The 18,193-nt window shown below is 42.0% G+C and carries 15 protein-coding genes and 1 tRNA gene; 9 read left to right on the top strand and 7 right to left on the bottom strand.

What is annotated here, in order from left to right; genetic code table 11:
• Positions 1-84: 84 nt before the first annotated feature.
• Positions 85-594, top strand: a complete 510-nt coding sequence (locus WKF66_RS12160; protein WP_489674726.1) for a PPC domain-containing DNA-binding protein — start codon at positions 85-87, stop codon at positions 592-594.
• A gap of 105 nt (positions 595-699) precedes the next feature.
• Positions 700-1,260: an elongation factor P gene (efp, locus tag WKF66_RS12155; protein ID WP_489674725.1), complete on the top strand. Its 561-nt coding sequence runs from the start codon at positions 700-702 to the stop codon at positions 1,258-1,260.
• A 1-nt stretch (position 1,261) separates the two neighbouring features.
• On the opposite strand, the gene WKF66_RS12150 is transcribed toward efp, so the two are convergent.
• Positions 1,262-3,322 carry an FUSC family protein gene (locus WKF66_RS12150; RefSeq protein WP_489674724.1) on the bottom strand — a complete coding sequence of 687 codons (2,061 nt, stop codon included), beginning with the start codon at positions 3,320-3,322 and terminating at the stop codon, positions 1,262-1,264.
• Between the two features lie 119 nt (positions 3,323-3,441).
• Here WKF66_RS12150 and WKF66_RS12145 point away from each other — a divergent pair, with 119 nt between their 5' ends.
• The 4 genes from WKF66_RS12145 (at position 3,442) to WKF66_RS12130 (ending at position 5,787) form a co-directional block, all read left to right on the top strand.
• A complete protein-coding gene (locus WKF66_RS12145; protein ID WP_489674723.1) occupies positions 3,442-3,828 on the top strand; it encodes a DUF4174 domain-containing protein in 387 nt (128 codons plus the stop codon).
• An 86-nt stretch (positions 3,829-3,914) separates the two neighbouring features.
• Entirely contained in the window at positions 3,915-4,061 is a 147-nt protein-coding gene (locus tag WKF66_RS12140; protein WP_489674722.1) for a hypothetical protein, read from the top strand.
• A gap of 3 nt (positions 4,062-4,064) precedes the next feature.
• On the top strand, positions 4,065-4,928 hold the full coding sequence (locus WKF66_RS12135) for an MBL fold metallo-hydrolase (protein ID WP_489674721.1): 864 nt from the start codon (positions 4,065-4,067) through the stop codon (positions 4,926-4,928).
• Between the two features lie 46 nt (positions 4,929-4,974).
• Positions 4,975-5,787 carry an MOSC domain-containing protein gene (locus WKF66_RS12130; RefSeq protein WP_489674720.1) on the top strand — a complete coding sequence of 271 codons (813 nt, stop codon included), beginning with the start codon at positions 4,975-4,977 and terminating at the stop codon, positions 5,785-5,787.
• Positions 5,788-5,810: 23 nt separating this feature from the next.
• Here WKF66_RS12130 and WKF66_RS12125 read toward each other — a convergent pair whose 3' ends face one another.
• The 4 genes from WKF66_RS12125 to katG all read right to left on the bottom strand — a co-directional run bounded on the left by WKF66_RS12125 (position 5,811) and on the right by katG (position 12,751).
• The gene (locus tag WKF66_RS12125) at positions 5,811-6,794 is read right to left on the bottom strand and encodes an HNH endonuclease (protein WP_489674719.1); all 984 of its coding nucleotides are present in this window, start codon (positions 6,792-6,794) and stop codon (positions 5,811-5,813) included.
• Between the two features lie 11 nt (positions 6,795-6,805).
• The gene (locus WKF66_RS12120; RefSeq protein WP_489674718.1) at positions 6,806-9,955 is read right to left on the bottom strand and encodes a DEAD/DEAH box helicase; all 3,150 of its coding nucleotides are present in this window, start codon (positions 9,953-9,955) and stop codon (positions 6,806-6,808) included.
• A 2-nt stretch (positions 9,956-9,957) separates the two neighbouring features.
• On the bottom strand, positions 9,958-10,389 hold the full coding sequence (locus tag WKF66_RS12115; RefSeq protein ID WP_489674717.1) for a (deoxy)nucleoside triphosphate pyrophosphohydrolase: 432 nt from the start codon (positions 10,387-10,389) through the stop codon (positions 9,958-9,960).
• Between the two features lie 85 nt (positions 10,390-10,474).
• Positions 10,475-12,751, bottom strand: coding sequence for a catalase/peroxidase HPI (gene katG / locus WKF66_RS12110; protein WP_489674716.1), 2,277 nt, complete (start codon positions 12,749-12,751; stop codon positions 10,475-10,477).
• 153 nt (positions 12,752-12,904) lie between these two features.
• Between katG and WKF66_RS12105 the strand changes: the two genes are divergently transcribed.
• Complete coding sequence (locus tag WKF66_RS12105) at positions 12,905-13,246, top strand: trimeric intracellular cation channel family protein (protein ID WP_489674715.1); 342 nt, start codon at positions 12,905-12,907, stop codon at positions 13,244-13,246.
• Complete coding sequence (locus WKF66_RS12100) at positions 13,243-13,500, top strand: trimeric intracellular cation channel family protein (protein ID WP_489674714.1); 258 nt, start codon at positions 13,243-13,245, stop codon at positions 13,498-13,500. The genes WKF66_RS12105 and WKF66_RS12100 overlap by 4 nt, the downstream gene beginning before the upstream one ends.
• Positions 13,501-13,987: 487 nt before the next feature.
• Here the strand turns inward: WKF66_RS12100 and rnhA are convergent, their stop codons facing one another.
• A complete protein-coding gene (gene rnhA / locus WKF66_RS12095; RefSeq protein WP_489674713.1) occupies positions 13,988-14,449 on the bottom strand; it encodes a ribonuclease HI in 462 nt (153 codons plus the stop codon).
• Between the two features lie 175 nt (positions 14,450-14,624).
• Here rnhA and WKF66_RS12090 point away from each other — a divergent pair.
• Positions 14,625-14,700 (top strand) — tRNA-His (locus WKF66_RS12090).
• 283 nt (positions 14,701-14,983) lie between these two features.
• On the opposite strand, the gene WKF66_RS12085 is transcribed toward WKF66_RS12090, so the two are convergent.
• Entirely contained in the window at positions 14,984-16,456 is a 1,473-nt protein-coding gene (locus WKF66_RS12085) for a capsule assembly Wzi family protein (protein ID WP_489674712.1), read from the bottom strand.
• Between the last annotated feature and the right edge of the window lie 1,737 nt (positions 16,457-18,193).

The raw sequence follows: 18,193 nt of genomic DNA, 5'->3' as shown, positions 1-18,193 counted from the left end.
TAGGTATTGAGCGGCGCAATTTAGGAAAACATAAATTATCATCGACAAATGGCGCTTGTTTTTGTTAACAGAGAAAAGACAATTATGAAAATCAAGAATACTTGCCTCTTAACTGCTGCTGCTTTTATCGGACTGTTTACAACCGTAAACGCACAGTCTGCTGATACTACCAAACGCTACATCAAAGTCCCTGCAGGATATCTGATGGTACTCCGACAAGGAGATGATGTGTTCGCACAGATTGAAAAGATGGCCAATGCAGAACATATTCCGTCTGCTACCTTTACTGGTATGGGCTTCGTTAATGCCAAATTTGGCTTTTTCAATTTCAAAACGAAGGAATACGCCCCTAAGGAATTCAAGGATATGGAGCTGGCCAGCATGACTGGCTCAGTGGCATGGCAAGATGGTAAGGCATCGCTGCATATCCACGGTGTGGTTACTGGAAAGGATTTTAAAGCATACGGAGGACACCTGCTTGGCGCAACTGTAGGCACCGGCTCGTTAGAGATTACCGTGCACCTCCACGATAAGCCTTTAAAACGAATTAAAGAAGAACCATTAGGTGCGAATGTTCTCCAGCTGAATCCGTAGAAGATTCTAATGCAGGCTCGAGGAAGATGTCTGTCCATTCTTTAAAAAAACTTTTTAATTTGAACAAAGGATATATCTTTGAGCTCAAATTTTACAATAAACTTTATGGCAAAGGCTTCAGAGATAAAAACGGGCAATATTTTACGTTTCAACGGCGAACTGGTTACAGTTACCGAAATTCTACACCGTACACCGGGTAAAGGGGGCGCATTTTATCTCGGTAAATTTCGTAACATTAAGACTGGCAAAATAGTAGAAGCCCGTTTAGCAACTGATGAGCAGGTTGAGATTTGTCGGGTGGAGACCAATGATTACCAATATCTTTACGAAGAAGGCGAATATTTCGTGGTAATGGACAACATCACTTTCGATCAGTTTAACATTCCTAAGGCATTGTTCGGGCCGGCAGCTAAATTTTTAAAAGAAGGTATGGATGTCATTGTTTCTTTAGAAAGTGAAGAACCGATCATGGCACAAGCGCCAAATTTTGTGGACCTGGAGATTACTTACGCAGAACCGGCGGTTAAAGGCGATACCTCATCAGGTGCACAAAAATATGCAACTACAGAAAACGGCATAGAGATTAAAGTCCCTCTGTTTGTGAACGTAGGTGATAAAATTAAAGTCGATACCCGTACAGGAGAATACATCGAACGCGTTAAATAGATTAACAATTTGTTACCGCTGCCCTAAGCTGCAAACTTAGGGCAGTTATAGTTTCCATCAGCGTGTTTGAGCTAGGAGGCCCTTTTGGGGAAAAGCACTCCATATTTCCAGGGTTAAAAGACGCCGCATTCTTAATCGAGAACGCGATGTCATCCAAAGCCTGTCTGGCCAAAGATTGCACAAGGTCTGTATCTATAGGCGCAGGACTAAGATTTAGTGCTGTAGTCATCGCATTGATCCTGTAACTAATTACCTGAATTTCATAGAGCATCTGAACGTTGATACGCTTTACCTGCGGCTCTTGAAGAATATGCTGGATGGCCTCAGAGAATTTCGCAAGACTATTGTCTGCCAATTTCCTCGCAAGTTTCGGGGAAACTTTTAATCCTTCTTTCCCTAGTTTGGTGTCCAATACAGCTTCAAGATACTGGTAGTTGCCAGATAACAGTTTTGTAAGCACCGGTTTTAAGCTGTTGCTTTCCCAAATTGGGAAGATATATGCTGCAGCGAAAGCTATTCCACAGCCTAGGATCGTAAACAAGCTCCTTTCCAATAAGATCTCGGTAGAATAACCTTGCAACACAGATAGTGCAATTAGCGCACATGGGGTAATGCAGAGTACGCTTAACGCGTATTTAGGCCGATTGAACGTAAAGAATCCCATTAGAAAGATGGCTGAAAGGATCAGTAGCACAAGCGTGTTTTGAATCAGAAGCAAAAGGATCAGTCCTACCACTATACCGGCAAAACTACCGATGAGTCGCTGAATATTTCTCTTCCAGCTGACAGAAAACCGGGGCTTAGCTATGACTACCACAGTAAGCAATACCCAATAGCTATACTTCGCCGTTGGAAATGCGAAGCTAATTAGGCAGGCAGTAAGACAAAGCAAAGCCAACCTGAGGGAAAATCTCGCAATGGGAGAACTCAGTGTGAGGTTACTAATAACGACATTTATTGTGGCTGGAGCTGGCACGAAATCGCTGAATTTGATACTTGAAAACTGGTCTCCATGATCATTGACTTCGTGAATGTATTCGCTTACCTGCTTCAGATTCAGGGTTATATTTAGTAAAGTTTCTCTATCCGTACCTTCAAAGGCAAGCGCTTTCTTTTCAAGATCAGCTAACAGATCCGAGTAGGATTTAGTTGCAGTAACTGATCGTCTCGACTGCTGCAGATAACTCACACTTAGTTTCTTAAGATCTGTTGAAAGATATTCAATCAATACAACGACCGTTTCCAGTATTCCTGTACCTGCGTAACGTTGACGCAGTAAATCATAATTGTAATGTATTGCGGTAACTTGCTCGTAAAGGGAGAAAGTACTGTTGACAATGTTTAGCAAGCGCCTCCCCTTGGCGTTCGTTGGTCTCATGGCATGTTTATCTGTGAGCAGCAAGTTTCTGATCAGTTCTTGCTTTTCGAATACTTGCTGATGCTGGAATATTGTTTCCTGATAACAGTCTTCCAGGTTAGAGGAAGGATCGTAGAATTTAGCTTTCGTTAGGAGGAAATCTGCCGTTGCTGACAAACACTCATGGATGGCTTGATGCGTTGACCTATACGGCAGTATAGCGGTTTGCAGCAGACTTATGACGTAGTACCATGCACCTCCGGCCATGACCATCAAACTAAAAAACAGGTTGTCGCCCGGGTGTAGTCCCAACACGAAAACGGCGAGAATGATACACATGGTACCGACAACGGATTCTCGCGTACCTAAAGCACCCATCATGGCGTAAATGAAGCTCAGCAAAAAGATGCATGCTGCAGTTAGCCACTGACTTTGGAAAGATAGTCCGACTAGAAAAGTTGTTATAAAGAAAAGGGAAACACTTAGCAATGCAGTTTTGAGCTTCGCGGTTCTATGGCCTGGAAGATCAGTGAGACTGATTACCAGTGCACCTAACCCGGTTCCAATGGCAGCTTCTTTGTAGCCAAGGATAAAAAAGAGCCCAATTGGGAATACTACGCAGACCGTATTCCGTAACGCATCTTTAAAATATTCACCGTAGAAAAATTCAATGAGTAGCGATCTTATCCGGCCTGTTCTCTTCACCTGCGCAATTTACCTCATTTTCCTGACTTGTAATGCGCTTAAACGTATTGTTAAGAAAGCTAAAAATGCGCATATTCGTTTAGGAATAGCAAACACCCATAATTAGTAAACACTCAGCTATGAAATGTTTAATCTTTATACTCCTCGCTTTCACTACCAATGCCAGCAGAGATTTTTACCGTCGTCTTCCCGGTGAAGACCGGGACCTCGGACTTGGTGGCATCGCTATTGGCTCGAATGTAAGGGTTCTAGATGTTTATGCTAAAAGCAAATCAGATAAAGCGTTTGTGGAGCAAATGAAAGTTTTAGCAACAGATCCTAAGGGACTTAAAGTTCGTGACATACAGATCAAAGCGCATTTCGGAAGCGCAGTGTTCAAGATTACGCTAACTGGGAAAGATGGCATGATAAAGCTGAGCTCTAAATCAGTACTTCGGCTTCAAAAGCTCTATGATACGATAGATTCGATGCCCATGAGAAAAGCGGAAATGTTACGCCTACCTTAGCCCTCATGCATAGTAAGCCCGTTATCTGTATATTTTTTATAGTTTTTTTGCTTCTTTCTTCACAAGGATGCGGACTATTTAAATCCTTGGGTCGAAATCCGGAGGGTGCTGAACTTGCAAAACTGGAGAAGTTGCCGAACTACAAAGATGGACAATTTCACAATCTGGAAGGTGATGCTTCTGTTGAGATCAATGGCTTTAAAGCGCTGAAATCCATACTAAACCGGTCATAAACAGTGAGGCCTTTTAACCGGCTTCCCTTTATCAAAACAGATCTTAAAACACTTAAAGTACAAGCGCCGACCGTTATATGGTTTGGGCACTCTTCCCTTTTCATTAAAAGTACAAAAGGTACAATACTGATAGATCCGATCTTTAGTAAGAATGCTGGACCGGTGCCGGGGATGATTAAGGCGTTTCAAGGGAGTACATCTTACAGCGTTGATGATATGCCGGATATTGACGTACTTATCATTTCTCACGACCACTATGACCACCTTGACTACAAGACTGTAAAGAAGCTGAAGGACCGGATTCAACGAGTGGTCGTTCCGATGGGTGTTGGTTCTCACTTCCGGCGTTGGGGATTTGATCCAAAGAAAATTACAGAACTGAACTGGGGACAGTCGGCCGTTTTGCCTAATGGTATATCCGTTACGGCTACACCTGCCCATCACCGGAGTAACAGGACACTTAAAACCGACAAAACACTTTGGGCATCCTATGTCATCAAAACAGATGGTTACAAGATATTTTATAGTGGCGATGGCGGCTATGGCGCTCACTTTGCGCAAATCGGAAAGCAATATGGTCCATTTGATCTGGCATTGATGGAATGCGGACAATATAGCCCAAACTGGCCTACTCATCATATGTTTCCCGAACAGACTGCGCAAGCGGCCGCAGATTTGCAAGCAAAGGTTGTTCAACCGGTTCACTGGGCCAAGTTTACAGAGAGTCATCACCCATGGAACGAACCGGTTAACAGACTTTTGAAAGCAGCCGGCAATTTTGGTTACCAAGTGAGCGTCCCGGAGATTGGTCAGCCTTACACTTTGGGAGCGCCCGTTAAGAAGCGTGTTTGGTGGAACTTCGAATAATAGTCATCTTGTCTTTTTATTTCGCTGGGTTTTTTACCTTTAAAAAATGAAGTTACAACTTTCAGAAATCTACATCTACCCTATCAAGTCTCTTGGCGGTATAAGCATCAAGGAAGCGAAACTAGAGCAGAGGGGTTTACAATACGACAGAAAATGGTTGCTGATAGACGAGAATGGTACCTTCATTACTCAAAGAAAGCATTACAACCTTGCAATGCTGCAAGTTGCGATGGATGCTGACACAATTACGGTTTCTCATAAAACAGACCTATCGCAAAAAATATCCTTTCCAAAATTCGAAAGTACTTCTCAAAGAATCCAGGTTCGTATCTGGGATGATACCTCCAGTGGCTTCGAAGTAAATGCTAAAGTCAGTGACTGGTTTTCCGTCTTCTTAAACATGAAAGTTAAACTGGTAGGAATGGCTGACGATGATCAACGGCTTGTTGACCCTGAATATGCGCTAAACAGTGAAATTGTTAGTTTTGCGGATGCTTACCCCTGCCTTATCATTGGGCAAGCTGCTTTGGACTTCCTCAATGAAAAGTTAGCTGATCCTGTGCCAATGAATCGCTTCCGCCCAAACTTTGTCTTTACAGGAGGTGAGCCACATATAGAAGATCGCTTTGGCGAGTTCTACCTCGGCGAAAACCTATTTCAAGCGGCCAATCAATGTGCACGATGTGTCCTGACAACAGTAGATCAAGAAACGGGAATAAAAGGACAAGAGCCCTTAAGAACATTAACCAGCTATCGAACCGTGAATAAAAAGGTAATGTTCGGGCAAAACCTGCTTCATAAAGGCCCAGGGACAATGAAAGTTGGCGATGAACTGATTGTTAAAAGCTGGAAAGCTTAACCTATTAAATAAGCCGTTACAACTTATTGCTTGAAAACGTTGTTCCGATGCCATTCTATCGCTTGTCGCTCCGGATAATGTATTTCCTTATTTGGCAAGTACATCTTTCGGCCCCCTAAACTTTTCAAAGCGTAAACATGATTCTCATTTTCGATAAGATGCTTTGACACAAGTATCGTATAATCGTTGGAAATACTTATTAATCCGCGATCTAGAGCGCGGTGTAAATTAGGGCAAAGTGAAATGCCATTTGTTACCTTATCATTGTGCGTTAAGCTGAACGGCACAATATGGCAAGCATCAACAAAATTGTGCCCGAACGTACTGCTCAACTGCATACCAGAAAAGCTACACTGATTGTTGTAAATCTTAGGTACCAACTTTTTGAATAGGCCATTGCGAACAAACACATCCTCTTCAGTATTAATGATGACGCGTTTATACTTTACTTCTGGATCATTAAGTATGAAGCCTTCCTGGTCGTGAAGATAGCCCATGCCTTTATTCTTTGCCGCTAAGAAGCCTGAACCGACGTCGCTGAAATAAGTTTGGATCAACAAGTTGGTAAGCAACGATCTGTTAAGTGGGTCACACAGTAATAAATACAGTTCCGGTTCAAAGTAGCCGAAAGCACAGGTTTCGCTCAAGCGGGTTACCGACTTGATGTGCGCATTAATTTGCATACCCAGGTTGGGCTGCAATTTCCAAAAAAATTGACCTTCTACTTTCTCACTCTGCAAATAATAAAACGGCTGGGTAAAATCTGCCTGATGTAAGGTTGGTACTAGAAGTAACCAGTTCTCTTTGAACGTAGCAACCAAATCGGCGTTAACTTCAAACTGGTTGTTTGCTACAGTTTCTTTTTCGATTAGCTCAATTAAACTTAACAGCAATACAGGTTTATGTGGCGCTAGTCCATAAGCCGTTACACCTCGCTTAAGGCGACTAAATGCGGAAATATATTTATGTATTAATGGATTAAAATCGGCTGAATTGCTACTGGACATATTGTTCAAAACTAAGCTTGGGCCAATTTAGCACTGTCTTTCCAGATATAAGCAGGCATTGGTTCCTCCAATTGCCATTGAATATTCATTGGCTTATCGCCGTTACTGTCTAAGAAGCCCGCTTTTCCTAGAAAGACATAGCCCATAGTATTACCAAATTCATCTTCATTCTGTTCACGAACAAAAATCAAGATGCACTTACTAAGGCGCTTTTGCTCGATGTATGATTGTCCTTTTGGAGATGTAGAACTCGTTGCGTTTTGGGACTGCCAATGGAACATGGACTCGTTGACGGCATAATCATCATACAAGGTAGTAGGTGAATATTCTTTCTCTGACTTCTTTAACGTGATAAATAGTGCTTCTGTATTGAGCTTGCTATTCAAAGCTACCCCTTCCCTGTTCGAAGAACTTTTATTAAACTGATGCAGTTGGATTGCCACCAGAATCTGGTCTCTATTGTAGCGGCTATGGACCTTCAGCGGAAAAGCAAAAGGTAAAATAATTGGTTTTTCAACAAACTTGACTTGCTGAATGAGGTAGTGAATCACTTCTTTCATCTCAGCAAGCATCACTGGGTTCTCTCTGATCTGTTCAAAACATTCTTCCAAAGTATTGAAAGTAGTCTTCTTATCTGAGGGAAAGAAGTCGTAGTAGAACATCAGCGACATTTGTTTCTCTTGCTCCGTTGGATCGCTGGTTTTAAAGTCGTTTTCAATTAAGGTCACTAAAAAGTTAAAGTAAGAGATAGAATTCGACTGCATCAATTTCTTAATGCCTTTTGTTATAAGTAGCTCCAATGGCTCTTTAAAATCTTCGGTTACTCCTGCGTCTGCGCACAGCCTTTGCCAACCACCTTTCTTGTAAATAGTAGCCAGTTCTATACCTGTAGAATAAAGAAAGTTTTGGAGTGACAATTTAAGCGTAAATTGATGCTTAAAGTTCTGGAGTTTGGAAATGAGTTGCTTTCGATTTAAGCCCGTAGCAGCTTTGATATTTGCGAGAATAATCGCTTTCGCTTTCTTTTCTAGTACAATGCTGCAACCTAGTGGTAAATGCGGAAAGTTTTTTTCCACTTCTTTCAAGAGCGGCGTATTGGTCTTACCAATTAACGCTCTGAACTTATGTTCGAAATCATACTCAACCCTTGCTTGTCCGACGAAATCAAGTACGGTTAAGAAATCTTTGTTTTCAGCCAATCTTAAACCTCTGCCCAATTGCTGTAAGAAAATTGTTAAGCTTTCTGTGGGTCTCAAAAATAGCACGGTATCAATCTCAGGGATATCTATACCCTCATTGAACAAATCTACAACGAATAGAAAGTTGATTTCCTTATTCAACAGGCGTTGCCGAATGGCGTGTCGCTTAACAGCAGAATCTTCTGAAGTAAGATAATCAGCCCTCACACCATGAAACATAAACTTCTCAGCCATATATTCAGCATGCTCCTTATTGATGCAAAAGCCAAGCGCACGTACCTGACTGACATCCGTGAGGTACAATTCGCAGTTGTTCAAAATCTCCTGCACACGGCGGTCATTGCTGGTATAAATCTTAGTGAGTTCTTTACTTTCGTATTTACCATTTTTCCATTGCACCTGACTTAAGTCAACCGAGTCGGATAGACCAAAGTACTGGAAAGGTGTAAGCATTTTACTATTCAATGCTTCAGGCAATCGTATTTCCGCAGCAATGGTATTGTTAAAGTCTCTGAGGATGTCAATACCATCCATCCGCTCCGGAGTCGCAGTTAATCCAAGCAATATTTCCGGATGAAACTTATCAAGCACGGGGCGATAACTGTTAGCAGCGATATGATGTACCTCATCGATGATTATAAAATCGTAAAAGTCAGCGCTGAGTTTCAGGCTCGGCAGTCGGTTGTTAAGTGTTTGCACGGATGCAAACACATGATCGTATTGACTGGGTTCCATTCCATCCACCCAAAGGTCACCGAAGTTAGCATCACGAAGTACATGACGAAACATGTCTTGCGCCTGTTCAAGCAGCTCTTTCCGATGGGCAACAAATAAGAGCCTGGCCCGTGGATTGTTCGACTTAAAACGTTTATAATCAAAGGCGGATATGACAGTCTTACCGGTTCCCGTTGCTGCAACTATCAAATTTCTGAATCGTTGATGATTAACCCTTTCCGATTCCAGCTGCTCTAGAATCTCCTTTTGAAAATGCTTCGGTGTGATATCGAAGAAATTGATGATGCCTGGCTGATCGTGGGTACTTTGCTGCTTGAGTGCCGTACTCAATTTAATCTTATCTATACCAGGTATATAAGACTCAAATTCTCTATTGGCCCAGTAGGTATTGAATGTCTTTTTAAACTTATCAATGATATGACCTATTTCCTTTTGAGTGACCTTTAAGTTCCATTCCAAGCCATTAGTAAGTGCAGAACGGGACAGGTTTGAAGAACCAATATATCCTGTATCGAAACCTGACTTCCTTAAAAACAAATACGCTTTAGCATGTAGTCGCTCGTGTTCGGTGTTGTAAGAAACTTTGATTTCAGTATTCTTCAAGCCAGATAAAAACTCAACCGCCTTTACATCCGTAGCCCCCATGTAGGTAGTAGTGATGATCTTTAGCTTGCGGCCACTATCTGTGAAACTCTTCAACTCATCTTTAAAGATTCGAATTCCCGAGAACTTTATAAATGAAACCAGCCAGCAGATTTCATCAGCAGACAGGATCTCTTTTTTAATTTCGCTTTCCAAAGAAATACCCGCATTACTGCCCGTAAAAAGCTCGCTTTGACTCAACCTTGTGTAAGGCATAATTTGTCTTACCCGCTCTTTCAGATCCGGGAACGGAGAATCATTTAATGATAAAACTGCTTCTAGTAGTTGTCCTTCAGATGTGATTAGGTTATTTGTTAAACTTAGGTCTGGTAGCGCCGAGATCAGTACCTGAATGATCTGATTGGAAAGTTCAATTTTCTTTTGAATACCACCATGCTCCCCTTCCTTTATTTGTTGTAAAGCGAATTGTATAGTTTCAGATAGATAAATACTCAGATATCTTGCCGCCTCTGACTTATCGAGCACTGTTTTTTGAATGAAGAACTTATCTTCATCCATTTGGTCAAGTTTAGAAGCAATCAATTTGGTGATCAACTGTTCGTACAGACCTAATTCAAATGCCATATTTATGTGTTGAGCTTGGTTAGATAGTGTTGAGCAACTGGAATGTCGGCTGCTGCCCATTCCAAATCTAACAAGTTATTTGGGTTTACCCAACGGAAAGCATGATGCTCAGTCAGTTTTATCAAGCCTCTCACAATATTACAAACGAAAGGAATTAAAGTGATCGTAAATGTTGGATATTGGTGTGTAAACTCAGGCAATCTATTAATTATCAAAATCTTTATATGAAGCTCTTCATTTATCTCTCGTTTGATGGCTTCTTCATGGCTTTCCCCCTGTTCGACTTTCCCGCCAGGGAATTCCCATTTAAATGGTAAGGCCATTGTGGCGCTTCTTTGGGTAACCAGAACGTTTCCTTCACTATCTTTTATGATTCCACATACGACTAAGACGCTTTTTGTTTTCAGAGCAGAGGATTCATTTTGTGCATTCATATAACTTCATGAGTAGGCATTGTCGAAAGTAAAAAAGCTGGTCACCCTCACAGATGACCAGCTTGCAAACTTCTTAATAATTATCTTATTTTAGATCAAACCTGTCCAGGTTCATTACTTTAGTCCAGGCAGCTACAAAATCTTTAATAAACTTATCCTTACCATCTGCACTCGCATAAACTTCTGCAATGGCTCTCAATTCTGCGTTAGACCCGAAAACCAGATCCGCACGCGTTGCAGTCCACTTCGGCTGACCGCTTGAACGATCACTTCCTAAATACACTTCTTTATCTTCGGACATCTGTTTCCATGCAGTGTTCATATCAAGCAAGTTCACAAAGAAATCATTGCTTAACTGACCTGGCTGCTGCGTAAACACACCGTTTTTAGAACCGTCTGCATTGATATCCAACACACGCAAACCACCTAATAAAACTGTCAATTCTGGAGCGGTTAACGTAAGCAAATGCGCTCTGTCGATCAGCAGTTCTTCAGTAGAAACAGTAAATTTCAATCGGCGATAGTTGCGGAAACCATCTGCAATAGGCTCTAAGAAGCTGAATGAAATAACATCCGTTTGGCTTTGAGAAGCATCCATCCTACCCGGACTAAAAGTCAAGCTCTCCGTATGACCTGCATCGGTAATAGATTTTTCTATCCCTGCATTACCTGCAAGCACGATAAGATCTGCTAAAGAAACCTTTTTACCACCAAATTGCGTACCGTTAAACTCAGCTTGGATACCCTCCAATACACTAAGCACCTTTTGCAATTGTTCAGGTTTGTTCACCTTCCAATCCTTTTGAGGAGCAAGGCGAATTCTAGCGCCGTTGGCACCGCCTCGTTTATCAGAACCACGGAAGGTTGATGCAGAAGACCATGCAGTCGAAACCAGTTCAGCAACAGTTAAACCTGAAGCTAAGATCTTCGCCTTTAGCAAAGCGGTATCATTTTCATCCACCAATATGTGGTCCACAGCTGGTATCGGATCTTGCCAGATCAACTCTTCCTGAGGTACATCCGGACCCAAATACAGTTCTTTAGGACCCATATCGCGATGCGTTAATTTAAACCAGGCTTTTGCGAAAGCATCTGCAAACTGATCCGGGTTTTCAAGAAAACGTCTTGATATCTTTTCATAAGCAGGGTCCATCCTCAAAGCGATGTCTGAGGTTAGCATTGTTGGACGATGCTTCTTATTTGCATCGTATGCATCGGGAATAATCTCCCCTGCATCTTTAGCTACCCACTGTTGCGCGCCACCCGGACTTTTCGTCAGCTCCCACTCGAAACCCAGTAGGTTTTCGAAGAAGTTGTTGCTCCATTGTGTCGGTGTAGTAGTCCAGGTCACTTCCAGACCACTTGTAATGGTGTCAGGGCCTTTACCAGAGCCAAAACTATTGCTCCAGCCGAAACCTTGAGAAGCGATATCTGCTGCTTCGGGTTCATCTCCAACATGATCTGAAGGAGCAGCGCCATGAGTCTTTCCGAAGGTATGCCCTCCTGCAATTAAGGCAACCGTTTCTTCATCATCCATAGCCATTCTGCCAAACGTATCCCGGATATCTTTAGCCGAGGCTATCGGATCAGGGTTACCGTCTGGACCTTCAGGGTTCACATAGATTAATCCCATCTGAACCGCTGCAAGAGGTTTTTCTAAATCCCTTGAGTGAATATCGCCATCCGCATCATCATCCGATACCAAAACTCCACCATCTTTATGGGCACCATCGGAGCCATGACCGTATCTTAGATCACCACCCAACCAGGTGGTTTCTGAACCCCAGTATACGGACTCATCTGCTTCCCAGGCATCCTGACGACCACCAGCGAAGCCAAAAGTCTTGAACCCCATCGACTCAAGGGCGACGTTACCTGTCAATATAATTAAATCAGCCCATGATAATTTGCTGCCGTATTTCTGTTTAATCGGCCAAATCAATCTTCTGGCTTTATCAAGACTCACATTATCTGGCCAGCTGTTTAGAGGCGCAAAGCGTTGAAGTCCTGCTCCTGCTCCACCGCGACCATCACCTACCCTGTACGTTCCGGCGCTGTGCCATGCCATACGAATAAATAAGCCTCCATAATGACCGAAATCTGCCGGCCACCAATCTTGAGAATCAGTCATCAGTGCATGAAGATCTGCTTTCACAGCCTCCAGATCCAAACTATTGAAAGCCTCAGCATAATTAAAATCCTTGTCCATAGGGTTGGACAAAGACGAGTGCTGACGTAAAATATCAAGTTTGAGTTGCTTAGGCCACCAATCATTGTTTCTGGTACCGCCGCCAGCAACATTAGCCTTCATCGCTCCATGATCGACGGGGCATTTACTGATGTTGTTCAAATCGTTTTCCATGCTTTTATAGTTTAATGTTGGTTTTCCAGGCGCCAGAAGTAGGTCTGGGTCCATGTCTAATGTAAATATAGACTATTGAAAACTGTGTTCCGAATCATTAAATTCTATAGTTTTATAGTTAAACTCTATACCTTGACGTCTTTATGAGCCCATATGACCGTTTCATTCATCATTGAGGTACTTGGTACTGCTGCTTTCACCATCTCAGGCATATATTCTGCACTCCAAAAGCGACTGGACTTGCTAGGAGTATTGATCATCGGCTTTGTTACCGCTATCGGGGGAGGAACCATACGGGATGTTTTAATCGGTCACACGCCTGTTAGTTGGATGCAAAACCTGACGGCGCCGATTACAGTGTTGATCACCGCAGCATGTACCCTCTTTTGGAAACGCAGGGTTAAGAATTATAAAGTCACCTTGTTTCTGTTTGATGCGATCGGCTTAGGATTGTTTACAGTTATCGGGATGCAAAAGGGTATTCAAATGATTTGAACCCTGGTATTTGTGTTGCTTTAGGGACAATCACTGGTTGTTTTGGAGGCGTTTGCAGGGATATCCTCCTTGCGCAAATCCCGGTATTGTTTCGGAAAGAGATATACGCCACAGCTTGCATTGTTGGAGGAATCGGGTATTTCGTTTTACTTTCATTTACCGATAAAGCGGTTGCTGAAATTGCAACTGTATTACTGATCTGCACCGTGAGGATTGTAGGCTATAGAAGAAACTGGTACTTGCCTTCGCTTTAATGCGAGTTAGCTGCAACTGAAATACTAAATAGTTACCATCAAAATACCACTGATTTTTTCGTTGTTTGATTTTTTACGGACATCTGTGTTTGCCATTAGGTTGCTACCGGGTTGATACCGCGTTGGTACCGGGTTGGTACCGCCTTGATACCGCTCAAGCAGAATCAAGGGGGTATCAAGGGGGACTAAATGAAGCTTAACCAAAAGGGTATGACGAACGAACGGCACATCAAAAGAAGTAAACCAACCCCTACTCAACCCCGTATCAACATAGGTCAAAATTCAACTTATGTTAGACTTGTCTACTCGTGCTAAATTGAATTGAATTACAATGGAAGCGTTGTTACTATTCTGGGTTTACTACCGAAATTACTGTTACTGTTTGGAGTTTACAACGTTGTATTCTCGTTGTGATAGTGTGCTAAATACTTCAATCCAAAACATTGTCGGATATGTGGATCGACTTACCGATATGATCTTTAAGTTCTTAACTTCTGTTCTCTGATTCAAAAACATGGTCAATCGTTTGAGCTTGTTTGTTTTTGGAAGCCGCGACAGCCAGTTCGTCACACCTCTCATTTTCAGGGTGGTTGTTATGGCCTTTTACCCAAACAAACTTGACGTTATGCAATTTGTATACATGTAGGAACATCATCCAGAGATCCTTGTTCTTTTTACCTTTAAAACCTGTTTTTACCCAGCCGAAGACCCACTTCTTCTCTACTGAATCAATCACATACTTTGAGTCTGAGAAAATGGTCACATCCTGTCCGGGGGTCTTCAGTGCCGTCAACCCAACTATTGTAGCCATGAGCTCCATCCTATTGTTGGTCGTCATACGGAAGCCTGCGCTTAGTTCTTTGTAGTGACTTCCGGATCTCAGTATCACTCCATAGCCTCCTGGGCCAGGGTTTCCACTTGCTGCACCATCTGTGTATATCTCAATCATTCGCTGGCAAATCTATGTTTTTACGATCAAATAGCCATCTAAGTGCTGTAGATTTCATTTAAGCTTAAATTCAAGGGCTTGAAATTGAAATGATTAAAAGATTTTTAGCCTTTAAGCTCAAAATTATTTGAATAAAATGTTTTAAATCGTACTTTTGTAGCGTTGTAAAACACATGGTGGTTTTAGCTCAGTTGGTTAGAGCATCGGTTTGTGGTACCGAGGGTCGTGGGTTCGAGCCCCATATTCCACCCGTGATAGATGAAAGCAGTCCTAAAGGGCTGCTTTCGCTGTTTAAGCCTGTCATGGAGACACTGAAAAGACAATATTCGCCGTTGAGAAAGTTTAGACCACCTGAGATTAAGAAAACGAAAGATGACCATTGGTAAGCACAGTTTGTAACCCGAAGCAATAAGATAACCAGAAGTCTTAATTTTATAATGCGGCACAGGCCAGTACCCAGTTATACTTGGAAAAAGTGGAACTAAAATCAATGATTACATAGATAAAGCCTACTTCGGTTTAGCGCATGCGAACTCACTTGTTTAAAGCACCTACGTTAGTCCGCCATTGGAGTCCGACCAGGCCGCCGATATTGTTAGTAAAGTTACCGGCATCCAGGGCTAAGCCTGCTGAAAAGTTTAGGTTTTTAGAAAGGCTATAATACAGTTCCTGCAGGGAATAGAACTGGTTCAGATTAGGTCCGCTATCTTGATACTGCCCACGGGTATAGCTAAGCAGCGTTTTTGCGGAAAGTTTGTCACTGAACCTAAGCAGCAGGCCAATGTGCCCACCCATGACTTTATTATAGATGATGTTCGAATTGCCTGAAACCGTTGGATCGTTCCAGTCGAAAGGCTTTATGCCCTGTGCCTGGAAGTAAGAATAATGTTGGGCCCGAGTGCGGTTAATAAACAGCGGGGTTCCTATAATCCTGTTATGATATTCCCATCCAGTTTTATAATAGCCGTTATTGTAATAAGCCTGGCGTGCGAAGTCAGGCGCATAGTCTTGAGCCTGCTTGGTATAGATAAACTCAAATAATACTTTTTTAACAATTGCGTTCTTGGCTTTCGGCGTGACGCTTAATCCGGACAATTTATCAATATTTTTGGTTTTCACTCCCCATGAGCCGTCAAAGGGCGATTGGTGGTAAAAGTGAATCAGCGCCTGATTTAGCTCTAGATCAAAACCTAGTTCAATCAGTCCACGCACGTCACCTGCGTGGGCAGAGCCCGTTGTCGCGACGGTTTCAATACCAGAACCGTCATCGGCATTCCTAGTTGCAAACAGAACGTCGGTAAAGCCTTTAAAAGAGCGGTCAAGGCTCATCCCATCCCGCTTGCCACCCCACTCCACATAATGCTGCGCGCCAGCAAAAAGCTTGAACTTCTTTTTGCCAGCGCGCAGGTACAGGTTTTTGTCATGATAGTATGAATCGAGGTATCGGTTCTTACCAAACCAGCCATGACTGAGCTGCCCTTTTATCTGCAGCCAATCATTCGTATAGGGTATATTTACATAATCAGTTAGTGCGATAGTGATTTGCGGAATGGGCAGCGCGTTCCCGCTCACACCCATAGATCCCGAGGACAGATCCTGGTCCACTTCTCCTGGAATGTATTTGAAACGACCCGCACGGACCTCCAGGTCTTTGTAGCCTGCTTTAACATACGCCTGCTGGAAGGTCGTCCCTGTAGCATGATTATTATTGATTAGCGTTGCGCCGTACTTTACATAAAAAATGGATTGGATACTGCCCGGGGAGTTGGAACGGTTGGTATACTGGTTTCCAAAGTAATTTGCACCTGTAAAACCGACATAGGTAGAGGCATCATACTGCTCGTCTGAAACTGCGCCCCAGCGATTAGCTACGAGCCATAACGGCTGGTACCCGTCCTTGGCCACAGTGCCAAGTGTCCCTGCGGTTATTTGCAGCGAATCTGGCAACTGGCCATAGCTGCTGCTGGCGATAAGCATCAGGATCAGTGGAAGTAGAAGTTGTCGCATCGTAATGATCAATATTTGTAAAAACAGATTTTTATATATAATATATGCCAATGATCAAGCTTCTTTCATCGGCACCTCTTCCTCTTGGCTAAGACCGAGCGATACCTGTAGCAGACGTACTAATGTCGATAGCGTGGAATCTTAAATACCCTCGAAAAAGAACGAATTTGACAAAATACAGCCGGCATAACAGAAGAAAATCGCGATTTCCGCCAATGGCCGGAGTCCCTGAACGTCGTTTAGAAAAGTTTTGTTTGGGTTCATGTTTAATTACAAGCCTATCGCGTAAATATGTTTACTTAAGTGTTTAGTGATTTAGACAAACATAACAAGTTTTTCTGTTAATTGGTTATTATTTAAGATGTTGTCACTGAAATAGTTGTGAGCATTATAGAAGACTTACTGACACCTACCTACGTCCAATGTCATAAAAAAAAGCCTCACAGGTCATTTCGAACAAGTCATAAAAGCCTCAGATATTTTGGGAGTTAACATCGCAAGTGTTTCCAGTCAGAGAACTAGTAAGGCAGCAACTTCTGACGTGGTGTTTTGATCAACAAAGCTAAACCCCATATTCCACCCGTTAGTGTTTAGACCCTACTTCTTTATTTACTCGTTTATTTCAAGCCATCGAATAATTTAGATATAACATCTGTATCTTAGAATATGGAAACGAAACAAAAAATAAGCTGGTATAACTTCACCCAATCGAAAACCTATGCTAACATTCAAATAGTTAGCTGGATAGTGATGATTTTAGCAATTATCTTCTTTAGTTAAATCCTTCTGATAAGCATATAATACTTTACTGCTCTGTTGGTGAATACCCCAACGTATCTAAAAGTAAATTCCAGTGGAAAATTAATTATTTCAATCCTTGAAAGCGCTTCAATATAGCAAACTATGAAGCCAAGGATATTAAAATTAACTTCCAGAATGATATCACATTAACAATATGGTACTTGGAATCCCCTATAAAACGCCATTCTAGATGTAACTAGCAAATCTTTTGTTGGCCGTTAAGGTGTTCGTAAATAAATCTGCGATTCTTTTCATCATTTCTACGTACGAAATATATAACGATAAATGCAATGAGAGGCGTACTGACGCAAGCGAGTAAAAAACTCCCGAAAAAGCCTAGAGAAGTACTTCTACCGTATACACCAAGACTTATAATTAATAATATGCCAGCGATTATAAAAAATTCAATTGTTCCCATATGAGTCGTTATTTTTACTAAAATAGAAATAAATCTCTAGAAATTAAGTGCTTGGCATAATTATTTAGAAGCCGGTTTATCTTTGTTTTGAGCTAATTTCTTCTTTATACGTTCCCAGAAATCGAGTTTGCTAACACCTAAGTTTTAAAAAATGATTTTATTTCTGCCGTAGCAATAAATAGAGCTAGGATTTTCGTCTATACTGTCGACGATAGTGCTTCATTATTTCAATGACTAGAAAGCGATAAAGATTTGCTAAATACTGGCATTGGCCAGTACGCAGAAGAATAGGAAAACTGTAGCCAAGCTAGACGTATTCTGGCTATCGAATGAAAGTCGTTTAAGTTATTCTCCAGCATCGTTGATAATTTGAGTTGTTAACCAATCTGAAATCCGGAAATTAGTTTGTTGTATTTTGACAATACGGTTTGACTGAAGGAATAACACCGCTAAGTTTCGCGTAATGCCTACAGCTTTCAAGACGAGTTGTTTCCTCATGCCCTATTCGAAGAGCCTCA

Origin of the sequence: Pedobacter sp., from assembly GCF_037719805.1 — a bacterium.
Lineage (GTDB): Bacteria > Bacteroidota > Bacteroidia > Sphingobacteriales > Sphingobacteriaceae > Pedobacter.
The sequence above is the reverse complement of the archived record's forward strand: the minus strand, read 5'-3'. Positions and strand labels throughout refer to the sequence as shown.

Coding starts and splice junctions, on each gene's coding strand:
- WKF66_RS12160 (WP_489674726.1), top strand. CDS start 85: ATGAAAATCAAGAATACTTGCCTCTTAACTGCTGCTGCTTTTATCGGA.
- efp (WP_489674725.1), top strand. CDS start 700: ATGGCAAAGGCTTCAGAGATAAAAACGGGCAATATTTTACGTTTCAAC.
- WKF66_RS12145 (WP_489674723.1), top strand. CDS start 3,442: ATGAAATGTTTAATCTTTATACTCCTCGCTTTCACTACCAATGCCAGC.
- WKF66_RS12130 (WP_489674720.1), top strand. CDS start 4,975: ATGAAGTTACAACTTTCAGAAATCTACATCTACCCTATCAAGTCTCTT.
- WKF66_RS12125 (WP_489674719.1), bottom strand. CDS start 6,794: ATGTCCAGTAGCAATTCAGCCGATTTTAATCCATTAATACATAAATAT.
- WKF66_RS12120 (WP_489674718.1), bottom strand. CDS start 9,955: ATGGCATTTGAATTAGGTCTGTACGAACAGTTGATCACCAAATTGATT.
- WKF66_RS12115 (WP_489674717.1), bottom strand. CDS start 10,389: ATGAATGCACAAAATGAATCCTCTGCTCTGAAAACAAAAAGCGTCTTA.
- katG (WP_489674716.1), bottom strand. CDS start 12,751: ATGGAAAACGATTTGAACAACATCAGTAAATGCCCCGTCGATCATGGA.
- WKF66_RS12105 (WP_489674715.1), top strand. CDS start 12,905: ATGACCGTTTCATTCATCATTGAGGTACTTGGTACTGCTGCTTTCACC.
- rnhA (WP_489674713.1), bottom strand. CDS start 14,449: ATGATTGAGATATACACAGATGGTGCAGCAAGTGGAAACCCTGGCCCA.
- WKF66_RS12085 (WP_489674712.1), bottom strand. CDS start 16,456: ATGCGACAACTTCTACTTCCACTGATCCTGATGCTTATCGCCAGCAGC.